At 52.7% G+C, this 12,864-nt stretch carries 14 protein-coding genes and 1 pseudogene; 9 read left to right on the top strand and 6 right to left on the bottom strand.

Going from position 1 to position 12,864, the window contains the following annotated elements; all coding sequences use genetic code 11:
- Positions 1–18: 18 nt before the first annotated feature.
- The 4 genes from RC74_RS01210 to RC74_RS01195 all read left to right on the top strand — a co-directional run bounded on the left by RC74_RS01210 (position 19) and on the right by RC74_RS01195 (position 2,443).
- Positions 19–423: a F0F1 ATP synthase subunit epsilon gene (locus RC74_RS01210; RefSeq protein WP_039004400.1), complete on the top strand. Its 405-nt coding sequence runs from the start codon at positions 19–21 to the stop codon at positions 421–423.
- A 105-nt stretch (positions 424–528) separates the two neighbouring features.
- Positions 529–930 (top strand): H-type lectin domain-containing protein, encoded by a 402-nt coding sequence (locus RC74_RS01205; RefSeq protein ID WP_335339564.1) that lies wholly within the window; start codon positions 529–531, stop codon positions 928–930.
- Complete coding sequence (locus tag RC74_RS01200; protein WP_039004398.1) at positions 927–1,397, top strand: YcgN family cysteine cluster protein; 471 nt, start codon at positions 927–929, stop codon at positions 1,395–1,397. The genes RC74_RS01205 and RC74_RS01200 overlap by 4 nt, the downstream gene beginning before the upstream one ends.
- Positions 1,397–2,443, top strand: a complete 1,047-nt coding sequence (locus tag RC74_RS01195; protein ID WP_039004397.1) for a threonine aldolase family protein — start codon at positions 1,397–1,399, stop codon at positions 2,441–2,443. The genes RC74_RS01200 and RC74_RS01195 overlap by 1 nt, the downstream gene beginning before the upstream one ends.
- On the opposite strand, the pseudogene RC74_RS01190 reads toward RC74_RS01195, so the two are convergent.
- A pseudogene (locus RC74_RS01190) lies at positions 2,440–3,032 on the bottom strand (DsbA family protein). The gene RC74_RS01195 and the pseudogene RC74_RS01190 overlap by 4 nt on opposite strands.
- Positions 3,033–3,136: 104 nt before the next feature.
- Between RC74_RS01190 and RC74_RS01185 the strand changes: the two are divergent.
- Positions 3,137–4,153, top strand: coding sequence for a ribose-phosphate pyrophosphokinase (locus RC74_RS01185; protein WP_039004395.1), 1,017 nt, complete (start codon positions 3,137–3,139; stop codon positions 4,151–4,153).
- Between the two features lie 9 nt (positions 4,154–4,162).
- On the opposite strand, the gene RC74_RS01180 is transcribed toward RC74_RS01185, so the two are convergent.
- Positions 4,163–5,095, bottom strand: a complete 933-nt coding sequence (locus RC74_RS01180) for a bifunctional riboflavin kinase/FAD synthetase (RefSeq protein WP_039004394.1) — start codon at positions 5,093–5,095, stop codon at positions 4,163–4,165.
- 189 nt (positions 5,096–5,284) lie between these two features.
- On the opposite strand from RC74_RS01180, the gene RC74_RS01175 reads away from it, so the two are divergent.
- Positions 5,285–6,397, top strand: coding sequence for a porin (locus RC74_RS01175; RefSeq protein WP_039004393.1), 1,113 nt, complete (start codon positions 5,285–5,287; stop codon positions 6,395–6,397).
- A gap of 19 nt (positions 6,398–6,416) precedes the next feature.
- Here the strand turns inward: RC74_RS01175 and RC74_RS01170 are convergent, their stop codons facing one another.
- The 3 genes from RC74_RS01170 to RC74_RS01160 all read right to left on the bottom strand — a co-directional run bounded on the left by RC74_RS01170 (position 6,417) and on the right by RC74_RS01160 (position 8,817).
- Complete coding sequence (locus RC74_RS01170) at positions 6,417–6,860, bottom strand: MaoC family dehydratase (RefSeq protein WP_039004538.1); 444 nt, start codon at positions 6,858–6,860, stop codon at positions 6,417–6,419.
- Between the two features lie 96 nt (positions 6,861–6,956).
- On the bottom strand, positions 6,957–7,832 hold the full coding sequence (locus RC74_RS01165) for a TIGR01459 family HAD-type hydrolase (RefSeq protein ID WP_039004537.1): 876 nt from the start codon (positions 7,830–7,832) through the stop codon (positions 6,957–6,959).
- Positions 7,833–7,896: 64 nt separating this feature from the next.
- Entirely contained in the window at positions 7,897–8,817 is a 921-nt protein-coding gene (locus tag RC74_RS01160) for a manganese-dependent inorganic pyrophosphatase (protein WP_039004392.1), read from the bottom strand.
- Between the two features lie 49 nt (positions 8,818–8,866).
- Between RC74_RS01160 and RC74_RS01155 the strand changes: the two genes are divergently transcribed.
- Positions 8,867–9,628 carry a DUF2161 domain-containing phosphodiesterase gene (locus tag RC74_RS01155; RefSeq protein WP_082802152.1) on the top strand — a complete coding sequence of 254 codons (762 nt, stop codon included), beginning with the start codon at positions 8,867–8,869 and terminating at the stop codon, positions 9,626–9,628.
- A 1-nt stretch (position 9,629) separates the two neighbouring features.
- On the opposite strand, the gene RC74_RS01150 is transcribed toward RC74_RS01155, so the two are convergent.
- Positions 9,630–10,622, bottom strand: a complete 993-nt coding sequence (locus RC74_RS01150) for a TraB/GumN family protein (RefSeq protein WP_039004391.1) — start codon at positions 10,620–10,622, stop codon at positions 9,630–9,632.
- A gap of 188 nt (positions 10,623–10,810) precedes the next feature.
- On the opposite strand from RC74_RS01150, the gene RC74_RS01145 reads away from it, so the two are divergent.
- The gene (locus tag RC74_RS01145) at positions 10,811–11,098 is read left to right on the top strand and encodes a co-chaperone GroES (protein WP_039004535.1); all 288 of its coding nucleotides are present in this window, start codon (positions 10,811–10,813) and stop codon (positions 11,096–11,098) included.
- A gap of 40 nt (positions 11,099–11,138) precedes the next feature.
- The gene (gene groL, locus RC74_RS01140) at positions 11,139–12,776 is read left to right on the top strand and encodes a chaperonin GroEL (protein ID WP_039004390.1); all 1,638 of its coding nucleotides are present in this window, start codon (positions 11,139–11,141) and stop codon (positions 12,774–12,776) included.
- Positions 12,777–12,864: the final 88 nt, after the last annotated feature.

The following is a 12,864-nucleotide window of genomic DNA, read 5'->3' as shown; positions in this document are numbered from 1 at the left end:
ACTCTGAAGGAGGCCGATATGGCTGAGAAACTGCAGTTTGATCTGGTAACGCCTGAGCGTAGCTTGGCATCGTATGAAGCAACCGAGGTACAAATCCCGGCGGCCGACGGCGATCTCACAGCTTTGGCAAACCACGCGCCTTTGATCACAACGCTGCGCCCTGGTATCCTAAAAGTTGCCAGTGAAACAGGCACGCAAGAGTATCTTGTTACGGGTGGCTTTGCCGAAATTTCGGACAAGTCGACTTCGGTTTTGGCCGAAAAAGCCGCACCCGCATCAGAAGCGACCCAAGAGATGATCGATGAAATCGTTGCCGACGCCAAAAGGGCTCTCGATAACGCACCCGCCGACCAGATCGACATTCTTGCAAAACAGATTGCTGACATCGTTTCTTTGGCGAACCAGCTTGGCCTACGGGCTTAAATTAACTTATTTTGAATTTTAGAGGCCCTGCAAGGATTTGTGGGGCCTTTTGCCTTTTCTTGGCCTTTTTTCTCAATAAACTACCGAGAAGTTTGAGGAACATTCATGCGGCGTTTTCAAAATCACCAACTCGGAATTGATCAAGGCTCCCTTGTGCTGTTTTCGGATTTTCAGCACGATGGAAATATGTGGACGGGCGAGGGCCAACGCGAGCATCGCGAGGCGGTTTCTTTCAGCACCGCCTTCCGCACGCCACCCGTCGTTCAAATTTCGATATCCATGTGGGATTTTGATAGTGCAACCAATCAGCGTGGGGATTTAACGACTGAAAAAGTGTCCACTGAGGGGTTCGTCGCTGTGTTTAAAACTTGGGGCGACACCCGCATTGCACGCATTCGCGTCGACTGGACGGCGGTGGGGAGTTGGAAAATGAGGACGACTGGGATGTTCATTAAGATTTCGGGGCTCTTTCCACGGGCTCCAACTTTCCCTAGAAGGGGCCTATGAACAACAAAATTGATCGATCCGGATTGCGGCCCAATTTTTGGGAATCCATCCCCCTCACGAAAATGAATTCCCGCGAATGGGAAGCGCTTTGCGATGGCTGTGGGAAATGCTGCCTCAACAAGCTCGAAGACGAGGACACGGGGGAAGTTGCCTTTACACGGGTTGCGTGCCGTCTTTTGGACGATGACAGTTGCCAATGTGGTCAGTATGAAATTCGCAAACAATTCGTGCCTGAATGTGTCTCCTTGAAGCCCGAAACGATCAAAGATGTCGCCTATTGGTTGCCCGCAACATGCGCGTACCGCTTGCTTCACGAGGGTAAGCCATTAAACGACTGGCACCCCCTTGTTTCGGGCGATCCACAAACCGTGCATACGGCCGGAATCTCTGTGCGTGGCTGGACAATTCCCGAATTTGAAGTCGCCGAAGAAGACTGGGAAGACTATATCATTGAGGACTTAAGTTAATGTTTTTTGCATCAGACAACGCCGGAATGTCCCACCCCGAAGTGATGCAAGCCTTGCTCGACGCTAATTCGGGCTTTGCCATGCCCTATGGTGCCGACGCGATCATGGCCGAAGTGACCTCCAAAATCCGCACCATCTTCGAAGCACCCGAAGCCGTCGTGCATCTTGTGGCCACAGGGACGGCGGCCAATTCTCTTATTCTCGCCTGTCTAGCGCGACCGTTTGATACGATTTTTTGCAGTGATGTAGCCCATATCCATGAGGACGAATGCAACGCGCCGGAGTTCTATACGGGCGGCGCCAAGCTCACTTTGATTCCGACGACTGATGGAAAAATGTCCCCGCAATTTCTGGGAAGTGCCATTCGGGGCGAAGGAAATCGCGGCGTACACGGACCACAGCGCGGCCCGATTTCAATCACCCAGCTCACGGAAGCGGGCACAATATACAGCTTGGACGAAATTGCAGCCATTACGGGCTTGGCCAAATCCTATGGCCTCAAGACCCACATGGACGGCGCACGTTTTGCGAATGCGATAGCCGCATTGGGATGCACACCCGCAGAAATGACATGGCGAGTTGGGGTCAAGGCGCTGTCCTTCGGCGGGACCAAAAACGGATTACTTGGCGTTGAGGCTGCTATCTTTTTTGACCCTAGCGATGCGGCCGAATTTGAGTTGCGCCGAAAGCGCGGCGCACATTTGTTCTCAAAAAACCGTTTCCTTGCGGCGCAAATGTTGGCGTATCTTACTGATAACTTGTGGCTTTCGTCCGCCACTTCCGCCAATGAAAACACAGCGTATCTCGCGGAGGGGCTTGCAAAAGCGGGAGCCGAATTCGTTGGACCTGTAGATGCCAATATTATTTTCGCGTCCCTTCCTCGCGCTGCGCATCAAAAACTCAAAGAGGCGGGAGCCGTCTATCACGTCATGGTCGGCGACCTAGACGGGGAGGATCCAGAGGAGCCTCTCATTGCACGGTTTGTTTGTGACTGGTCGATCAGCCATGAGATGATCGACCAATTCCTTGATATTTTGCGAACTTAAAGTTTGCCCGCGAGGTGGAGATCAAGGTCGTCTAAACGGTCTTGACCCCAAAAAACTTCCCCGTCAGCAACATAGGTAGGCGCGCCAAAAGCACCTGCTTCTACGGCATCCTCAAGGTTGCGAGCATATGCTTCTGCACCACTTAGGAGGCCTGAGTTCACCAACTCAGGGTCGAACCCATTTGCAGCGAGGAGGGCGCGGATGACCCCCTCATCGGCCACGTCTTTTTCCTCGGCCCAACAGGCGCGGGTAAACGCGTGGGCAAGCGCGCCGACATCGCCGCCGGTGTTTTGGGCCGCAATGATTGCATAAGCCGAAGGGGCCATATTTGTGGGCCAATGCGCGGGTTTTATATTCGTGGGCAGGCCCGTGCGCGCGGCTTGGCGACGGATTTCCTGCAGGCGATATGCCATGCGATTTGGATGGCGATCCTTTGGGGGGTACCGCCCGTGCGTGCAAAAAGCGCCATAATGTCGAGCGGTTTGTATGTCACTTGCGCCGCGTGCTTTTTCGCGATTTCCTCAAGGCGTGCGCCTGCTAAATAGGTGAAAGGGGAAATCGTCGCGAAATAGTAGTCTATTTTAGTCATATATGGCCTCCAAGGCGGCATTTTCTTTGGCACGACGGTAGCGAGATGTTAAGCCGTGTCAACGTCATGATTCTGATACTGACTTTCAATAGGGACCCCCTGCCATGTCCACCAAATCTGCTCCCAAACTTATCTCCGGAAACGCGAACCGTCCGCTCGCAACCGCCATTGCACGCCGTATGTCGCTGCATCGTGGTGTGAGCGTCGGCCTTGTTGACGCGCGCGTTGAACGCTTTAACGACCAAGAGATTTTCGTCGAAGTTTATGAAAATGTTCGTGGCGAGGATATGTTTATCATCCAGTCCACGTCAAATCCGGCGAACGACAATCTGATGGAATTGTTGATTATCGCAGATGCACTGCGGCGCTCGTCCGCAGCGCGGATCACGGCCGTCATTCCCTATTTTGGCTACGCGCGTCAAGACCGCCGCACCAAGGCGCGCACCCCTATTTCGGCGAAACTTGTTGCAAACCTCATTACCCAAGCTGGGATCGAGCGTGTTCTCACGCTGGACCTTCACGCCACTCAAATCCAAGGGTTTTTCGATATTCCCGTGGACAACCTCTATGCCTCACCCGTGTTTGCGCTTGATATAGAACATGAATTCAAGGGCCGCATGGATGAATTGATGGTCGTGTCCCCGGATGTGGGCGGGGTTGCGCGCGCGCGCGAATTGGCCAAACGGATCAATGCGCCGCTTTCCATCGTTGATAAGCGTCGCGAAAAAGCTGGCGAAATCGCGGAAATGAAAGTGATCGGGGATGTGACGGGCAAAACCTGTATCATCGTGGACGACATGGTGGATACCGCAGGAACCCTTTGCAAGGCCGCAGAAGTCCTGATGGAAAGCGGGGCCAAGGAAGTTCATTCCTACATCACACACGGCGTCATGTCTGGGCCCGCCGTTGAGCGGGTTGCTAATTCGGTGATGAAATCTTTGGTGATTACCGATTCCATTCAGCCTACGAAGCCTGTTGTCGATGCGACAAACATTCGGATTGTTCCGACCGCTCCGATGTTCGCCCAAGCAATTCAGAACACATGGAATGGCACTTCGGTTTCGTCTTTGTTTGACGCTGACACGCTCGGGCCAATTTACGAAGGCACCTACACTACCTGAATGTTTTGATTAAAGCGCGGCGAGTATTTGCCGCGCTTTAACACAGTCCGCGTCCATTTGCGCGATGAGGGCTTCAAGCCCGTCAAACTTTTCCTCAGGGCGCAAGTATTGAATTAGCGCGACGGAAATATTTTCCCCATAGATATCCCCCTTGAAATCAAAGAGGTAGCTTTCCAAGTTGGGAAGGTTTTCACCAAACATTGGGCGCACCCCCATAGAGGCCGCGCCACTATATGTTCCCGCATACGGACCAGTGAGAATATCCACCCGTACAACATAGACGCCGAATTTTGGAGGATGCAGGCCGGAGATTGACATATTAGCAGTGGGATACCCCAGCTCGCGGCCACGTTGATCGCCACGAATGACTTGCCCCTCGATACGATGATAATGGCCCAGCATGCGGGCGGCAACCTCGGGGTGTCCAGCGGATAGCGCTGCACGAATTGCGGAGGAGGAAACTTCATCGTCCCCGTCCGCAACCAGTTCTACGATCGTGACGCCAAAGCCAAATTCTTTTCCAAACGCGATCAAATCGGTGGCGTTCCCTGTGCGCCCTTTTCCAAAACGAAAATCCTCGCCGACGGTGACATGACGGGCGCCAATGCCTTCGGACAGGATTTCTTGCGCGAAGGCGCGCGCCGAAAAGGTGGAAAGGGAGGCGTTAAAGTTTAACTCGTACAGCCTTTCAACACCCAGCTTTTCCAAGCGGTGGGCGCGGGCGGTCGCATTCATCAGGCGAAAAGACTCGCCTTTGGGGGCGAAGTATTGGCGCGGGTGGGGTTCGAACGTGAGAATTCCAAGGGGGGCCGAGGGGGCTGCAGCACGTGCAATATCGATAACTTTTTGGTGGCCGCGATGCACGCCATCAAAGTTTCCAATCGCAATGCTCGCGCCTCGGTACTTGGGGTCAATGAAGGTATGATCGCGGAAAACATGCATGCTTGGCACATATCCTCGGACGTGCGCCCGTGCAAGCATTTGTGAGGATTACTGGGGCACCTTACGTTAATGCGGGCTTGATATGGTGTGTTCGAAATACACTTATTGCAAGCTGAAATCCCCCGATATATCGCCATTTTTGGGAACTTGAGTTAGAATGGTCCGTAACGCTAAAATGGATGTAACTTCATGATTTCACAGCCGAAAACTCCACTATTTTCCGCAACTGTACTGTTTGCACTGGTTCTCGCAGGGACGGCAATTGCCCAAGATACCACGATGGACACGGGAGGTGCGTTTGATTTTTACGGCCAAGTAAGTCAAGGATATCTGGGGTATGATGACGGCGAGATTTCACAAAGTTACTTCCCCGTTGACAACGACAACTCTGGTTCCCGTATTGGAGTGAGATATCAAAACACCCTTGGGTCAGGGTGGGGCATTGATGGTCGTTTTGAAGTGGGGATTACTCCAAACTCCACATCGTCTGTTAATTTGAACACGCCGGTGGGGAGTGGGTATACAATCGACAAAACAAATATCCGCCACTTGGAGGTGGAATTTGAAAACGACCTTGTGGGCAACTTTGCGTTTGGTCAAGGATCAATGGCGACAGATGGCATCACGGGAATCGATTTCTCCAACACAACAGTGGTCGCTGGTGTTTCGGTCAAAGATTCTGCGGCGAGCCAGTTGTTACGGAGCGTAGACGGCACCCTCAGCGGGGAAATAATTGCGGATTACTACAAAAATCTGGACGGCAGACGTTTGTTCCGCGTGCGCTACGATACGCCGGATTTCAATGGATTTATGTTCTCGGTGGCGCATGGCCAAGATGTCCTTCACGACGATGATGACAATGTCTATTCCGATTTGGCGGGGCGCTATGAAGGGGAGACGGACACTTATCGCTTTATGGCGGGTGTCGGGGTGAGTTGGATTGGCGAGACCTTCGAAAACCTCGCGGGGTCTGCATCCGTCTTACACAAATCCTCCGGCCTCAATCTTACGGTGGCAAGCGGCACAACGAAGGACATTGGCGACTACAATTACGTCAAGGCAGGTGTTTTGCGTGATTTTTTTGACGCGGGCACGACGGCCTTCTCGCTTGATTACTACTTGGGCGCGGATATCCCTGCGGATGGATCATCAAGCAAGTCCGTGGGTTTGGCTGTTGTCCAAAGCTTTGACAGGCAAAATTTGCAACTCTACGCCACGTACCGTCGCTACGACACCCAAGGGGTGGCCGTGTCCTATCTAGATAGTGAAGCTTTCTTGGCTGGTTTTCGGTACAGTTTCTAGACTTCATGGGGCGTTGTATTCAGTCGAGTTTTTTGGAGGGTGCGAGGACTATTGCCTCGCCTTTCAGCACGGGTTTTCCGTCGATAAGGCATAGACAATCAAGCGTCACACGTCTTTTGGAGTAGTCGATCTGCGCGATGGTAACTTCTGCGCGGACGATGTCGTTTGGGCGCACTGGGGCAAGAAACTTGAGGCTTTGGCTTAGGTAAATTGTCCCATGGCCAGGGAGTTGTTCGCCGATCACCGCAGATACTAAACCCGCTGTCAGCATGCCGTGCGCAATGCGACCCTCAAAAATGGTGTCCTGCGCATAGGCATCGTCGAGATGGACAGGGTTACGGTCAGTCGACACTTCGGCAAAAAGCTCGATGTCCCGATCTGTGATGGCCTTCTCAACATGCCGCGACATGCCGACTTCCAAGTCCTCGATACAGACGGTGCCTCGGTAAAAGTTGTCCAACATTTGCGTCATCCTTACATCCATAACGAAATAAAAATACCAACAGATTGCCTTTGTTGGTATTTTATTACTTTGCTGGCGCAGAAAATCAAGTGTTTTTTAACGCAGGAACCCGATGGAATATGTTGGCTGAAAGCCAGAAACATCAAGATATGTCTTTAAACGCTTGGGGTTGGGCTGATCTGTTGTCCCAGTTTCTGCAGCTGCGAGGCCGCCAGTGATGAACAAAGAATCTATGTCTTCCCCCACGGCGCCTTGGATATCGGTGTGAATGCCGTCGCCAATGGCCAAAATACGGTCATCCGGAATGCCGCTGTCGATTTCCGCGAGTCGGCGGCGGGCTAGATCATAGATTGGTGGATGTGGTTTACCGAAATACATACTGTCACCCCCCATTTCGGTATAGAGCGCGGCGAGCGCACCTGCGCACCATTCACGGCGCTCCCCGCGGTCGACGACAATATCAGGGTTGGCGCACAGAAGTTTTAAGCCGCGTGTTTTGGCGGCAAGAAATGTGGGGCGGTTTACGGCAGGGTCGGCGAGGGAATCTTTGGGGCCGCAGCACACAATTCCTTCCGCCTCCGCTAGGGGAACCGCTGTGATTTCGCGTGCGTCCTTGACGACGGCGATAGGGCGAAAGAAGGCAGCCTTTTCGTCTTCAGTTCCCATGAAATAGACTTTTTCTCCAACAGCGCCGCGAAACATCGCCGAGCGCGCAGAATCGCCCGAGGTCGCGATTGCGTCCCATGCGTCGCGGGGCACGCCAAAGCCATCGAGTTGAATCTCAACTGAAGCGCGGGGGCGGGGCGAGTTGGTGACCAAAATGACTTTTCCGCCACGTTTGCGGTACGCTTGCAGGGCGGCCACAGCGTCTGGAATCGCCGCGATTCCATCATGAACACATCCCCAAAGGTCGACAAAAAGCGCGTCGTATGTGTCGGAAATTTCAGCGAGAGAAGAGACAATGCGCGACATAGAAACATTCCTTTTGATGAAAAAGGGGGCGCACATGGCACCCCCTGAAAAATTGTGAACTAACTTAAACTTTAAGGTTTGGGATTATCTGCTTTTTGCGGCTCATGATACCGGGAAGGACCACGCTGTCGCCAGAAACGGGCACACCGAAGCTTTTTTCTGCGACCGCTTTGACGGTGTCGTTTTGGATAAGCAGGGTGGCTTCTTCGGCGAGAATGTCGACAACGAACAAGAGAACGTGGTCAACATTATCCTCGGCGGCGACGGTCGCACACGAAGCCAAAAGGCTCGCCTTGCGGTCGAGTACGATTGCCGGAGCGGTGGTCTCAAGGACGGACACGCGGAATTTTACGTTGTCCACAGTGAATTCCTTGCTGTCCATACGCAGAAGGTCGGCGTCAGAGAAGCGTGAGATATCGGATTTCGCTGCGAACATTTCGGCGGCATACGTCGGAATGTCGAGGTCCAGTTCACCAGCCAATTTTTCCGCAAGGGCGCGATCTTGGTCGGTTGTGGTCGGGGAGCGGAATTCAAGCGTATCCGAAAGGATGCACGACAGCACGAGGCCCTTAATCGGGGCTGTCATATTCGCCGCGTTGTCGCCCATCAGATTGTGCATGATTGTGGCCGTACAGGCGAGGGGGCGGATTGTGATCGAGATTGGGCCGCTTGTTTCAAGGCCACCCACCAATTTGTGGTGGTCGATGATGGCTTTGATATCCGCGTTGTTAATATTTGCAGGAAGTTCGGCTGGGTTGTTGGTATCGACGATCACAACGGGCGCGCCATCGGCAACATCCGCAATGATTTCAGGAGTTTCAAAGCCCCAGCGTTGCAGAGCGAAAGCGGCTTCGGTGTTGGGAGTTCCGAGCAAAACGGCCTTGGCCGCCGTTGATTTCACGTCATTCAAGTACCAAGCCCAAATGAGGGCGGAACCGGCGCTATCGGTGTCGGGGGCTTTGTGGCCGAAAACGAGTGTTGTCATGAGATATGTCCAATTTCAAAGGGATTTGAGCGCGTTATAGGGGGAGTCGATGGGCTTGTCACGCATTGGTGGCGCGGATAACGTCACAGTTTTTACGCACGTGGCTTTAGGTCGCGCTCCTTGGAACCTGAAACTGGGAAACACTTTGGCCAAACCGAATGTAAAACCACGCGAAACAGATTTGTATCCGCCAGTGAAAGCCTATCTAGAGGCGCAGGGCTACGAGGTGAAGGCGGAAATCGGGGCGGTTGATGTTGTCGCGGTGCGCGGGGACGAGGCGCCGGTTCTGGTTGAGTTGAAGCTTGGGTTTACGCTCACGCTTTTGCACCAAGGTGTGGCGCGGCAAGCCATAAGTGATGATGTTTATCTGGCGGTGCCGCGCGGCAAGGGGAAACCTTTTTTGACGGCCCTCAAGGGGCATTTAAGTCTGTGTCGACGTTTGGGGTTGGGGCTTATTACTGTGCGTTTGAAGGATGAGTTCGTCGAAGTCCATTTGGACCCCGCGCCCTTTACACCCAGAAAATCCAAACCGCGCCAAACGCGATTGTTGCGGGAGTTTGCGCGGCGGGTTGGTGACCCCAATGCGGGCGGGCAAACGCGGGTTGGTCTTGTGACGGCTTATCGGCAAGACGCCACCAAAATCGCCTTATTTTTGGCCAAGAATGGCCCGTCAAAAGGCGCGGTGGTGGCCAAGGCGACGGGTGTTGAGGTAGCGACGCGGATGATGGCGGATGATCACTATGGCTGGTTTGAGCGCGTCGGATTGGGGGTCTATTCGCTGACTCCCAAAGGGGAGCAGGCACACGCCTAGGCTAGTCGATCGGAAACAGGGTGTACCCCTCATTTGCCAGCAGATTCAAAATGCCTGTCTCTCCCGTTAAATGGGCCGCCCCGACAGCGATGAAAAGCCGTTTATCCTTTGCTTCCTCCAAAATAACGGACATCCAAGCGACGTTGCGATCAACAAGGGTGACGCGCTCTAGTTTGGCGAAATCCTGTTTTAGCAAGTCTGGATCAAGCCCAGGTGTTGAGAGGGCTGTGCGTCGGCTAAATTCCCAAATCGCACCGTGGTCACCGCGAAAATAGCCTTCGCGCAGGGTAATAAAACTGTTCGTGGCGTCGGTTGTCATGGCGATCCCAATGCGCAAAGCTTCCATCGGGTCACCCTCTTCTAGGAGGTTGAAAATGCCAATCGCTGTGTCAAAAGGCTCAAGGCCTTTGGTCGCAACGCCATTATCACGCGCATAATTCTGAATGAGGGTATCCAAGCCCGCAGGCGCGTCTCCAGAGACAAAATCCATCGCACAAGGCGGGATGCCAAGCATCATCGTGGCATAGCCCGGCCGAAACTTGCTGGCCATGAACGACGGAATTCCCCTCACTCCCATTTCCTTGGAAAACTGTTGCCAAAGGTCTTCGGGAAGTTGGTCGGGAAGGGTTGGTCCGTCTTGAATGAACAAGATTTCCGGTTTTTGGGCCATGTAGGTTTTAAGTTTCTTCACGTCGTTCCGCGTGGCTTCGAGCAACACGAGGTCGGCAGAATCCAGATAGGGCGCGATTTTGAGCATGGTTGCATCGTGACGCGGATCGCCCATATGGAATGTGCCAAATAGGAAAACCTCCTGGTCGCCTTTTTGTGCGCGCCAGAAATTCCCGCTGGGAAATGGCTGCGCATTAACGACGGCGTCAAATGCCGCGCGTTCTTCCGACGGCATCGTCTGAATGAGGTCTTGCCCCTCACAGGTGGCGTGTGCAGGCAAAGAAGCGCCGAAGAAAAGTGCAATAAAATAGATAAAACGCCGCATAAAATCTCCTGTTATCTTAATAGATAGGGATTGATACCCCGCATGGAAATAGGGCGTGCGCGAATAGTGGGAAAATTTGCATAGTTGGCGGTTGACACCTTCGTGAGCGATACATAGGTTCCAGTCGTTATCACTCGACCGTGTTGAGTGACAAAGAATTGAAACCTCGAATGAAGGAGCGTTCTGAGATGGCATTTACACCGTTACATGACCGTGTACTCGTTCGTCGCGTTGAAAGCGACGAAAAGACTGCTGGCGGCCTATTTATCCCCGAAAGCGCAAAAGAAAAACCGGCTGAAGCTGAAGTTATTGCAGTGGGCGAAGGCGCACGCAAAGACAGCGGCGAGCTTATCCCAATGTCCGTAAAAGCAGGCGACAAAGTCCTGTTTGGCAAATGGTCCGGCACCGAAGTCACCGTTGACGGCGAAGAGCTGCTCATCATGAAAGAAAGCGATATCCTCGGCCTTCTCGGCTAAGCGATCCTTTCCCAACATTAATTTTCTGTAGGAGTGTCAAATGGCTAAAGAAGTCCGTTTTAACACAGACGCCCGCAATCGTATGCTTGCTGGTGTGAATATTTTGGCCGATGCGGTTAAAGTAACTTTGGGCCCTAAAGGCCGCAACGTTGTGATTGAAAAATCCTTCGGCGCACCCCGTATCACCAAAGACGGTGTTACAGTTGCCAAAGAGATCGAACTTGAAGACAAGTTTGAGAACATGGGCGCACAAATGGTTAAGGAAGTTGCTTCCCGTACCAATGACGAAGCTGGCGACGGTACAACAACCGCAACAGTTTTGGCTCAAGCCATCGTTAAAGAAGGCCTGAAATCAGTTGCTGCTGGCATGAACCCAATGGACCTGAAGCGCGGTATCGACTTGGCTGTTGCCAAAGTTGTTGCAGCGATCAAAGCGTCTTCCCGTCCGGTTGCAGACAGCGACGAAGTTGCGCAAGTTGGTACAATTTCCGCCAACGGCGAAGCTGAAATCGGTCGTCAAATCGCAGACGCGATGCAAAAAGTTGGCAACGAAGGCGTTATCACTGTTGAAGAGAACAAAGGTCTGGAAACAGAAACCGATGTTGTTGAAGGCATGCAGTTTGACCGCGGCTTCCTCTCCCCTTACTTCGTGACGAACCCTGACAAGATGCTCGCTCAACTTGACGACTGTCTTATCTTGCTTCACGAGAAAAAGCTTTCTTCGCTTCAGCCGATGGTTCCATTGCTTGAAACAGTGATCCAATCCGGCAAACCGCTTCTGATTATCGCAGAAGATGTTGAAGGCGAAGCGCTTGCAACTCTCGTTGTGAACAAACTTCGTGGCGGCTTGAAAATTGCGGCTGTTAAAGCTCCTGGTTTCGGCGATCGTCGTAAAGCCATGTTGCAAGACATCGCGGTTCTTACGGGTGGTCAAGTGATCTCCGAAGACCTCGGCATGAAGCTTGAGTCTGTCACAATCGACATGCTTGGTTCTGCGAAAAACATCACCATCACCAAAGACGAAACAACAATCGTTGACGGCGCTGGCGTAAAAGCAGAAATCGAAGCACGCGTTTCCCAAATCCGTACACAGATCGAAGAAACAACTTCCGATTATGACCGTGAAAAACTTCAAGAACGCGTAGCCAAATTGGCTGGTGGTGTTGCTGTTATCCGCGTTGGCGGCATGACAGAAACTGAAGTTAAAGAGCGCAAAGATCGCGTTGACGATGCATTGAACGCAACACGTGCTGCGGTTCAAGAAGGCGTTATCGTTGGTGGTGGTGTTGCTCTCATTCAAGCAGCTAAGTCTCTTATCGGCATGACAGCAGCGAACGCTGACCAAGAAGCGGGCATTGCTATTGTTATGCGTGCTCTTGAAGCGCCACTGCGTCAAATCGCAGAAAACGCTGGTGTTGACGGTGCTGTTGTTGCGGGCAAAATCCGCGAAAGCAACGACCCAACTTTCGGCTTTAACGCTCAAACAGAAGAATATGGCGACATGTTCAAATTTGGTGTTATCGATCCTGCGAAAGTTACACGCACAGCGCTCGAAGATGCGGCCTCTATTGCTGGTCTCTTGATCACAACAGAATGCATGATCGCTGATAAACCTGCTCCAGCTGGTGCTGGCGGCGGCGGCATGCCCGACATGGGCGGCATGGGCGGCATGATGTAAGCTTTTAGCTTCATCAGAAATTTTGAAAGGGCCTGCGGAAACGTGGGCCCTTTTTCGATGCGGCATGAGAAAATTGACAGTTTTAAAA

It is taken from the genome of Falsihalocynthiibacter arcticus (assembly GCF_000812665.2).
In the GTDB taxonomy this organism is placed as follows: domain Bacteria; phylum Pseudomonadota; class Alphaproteobacteria; order Rhodobacterales; family Rhodobacteraceae; genus Falsihalocynthiibacter; species Falsihalocynthiibacter arcticus.
This window is presented reverse-complemented; position numbering and strand designations above follow the sequence as displayed.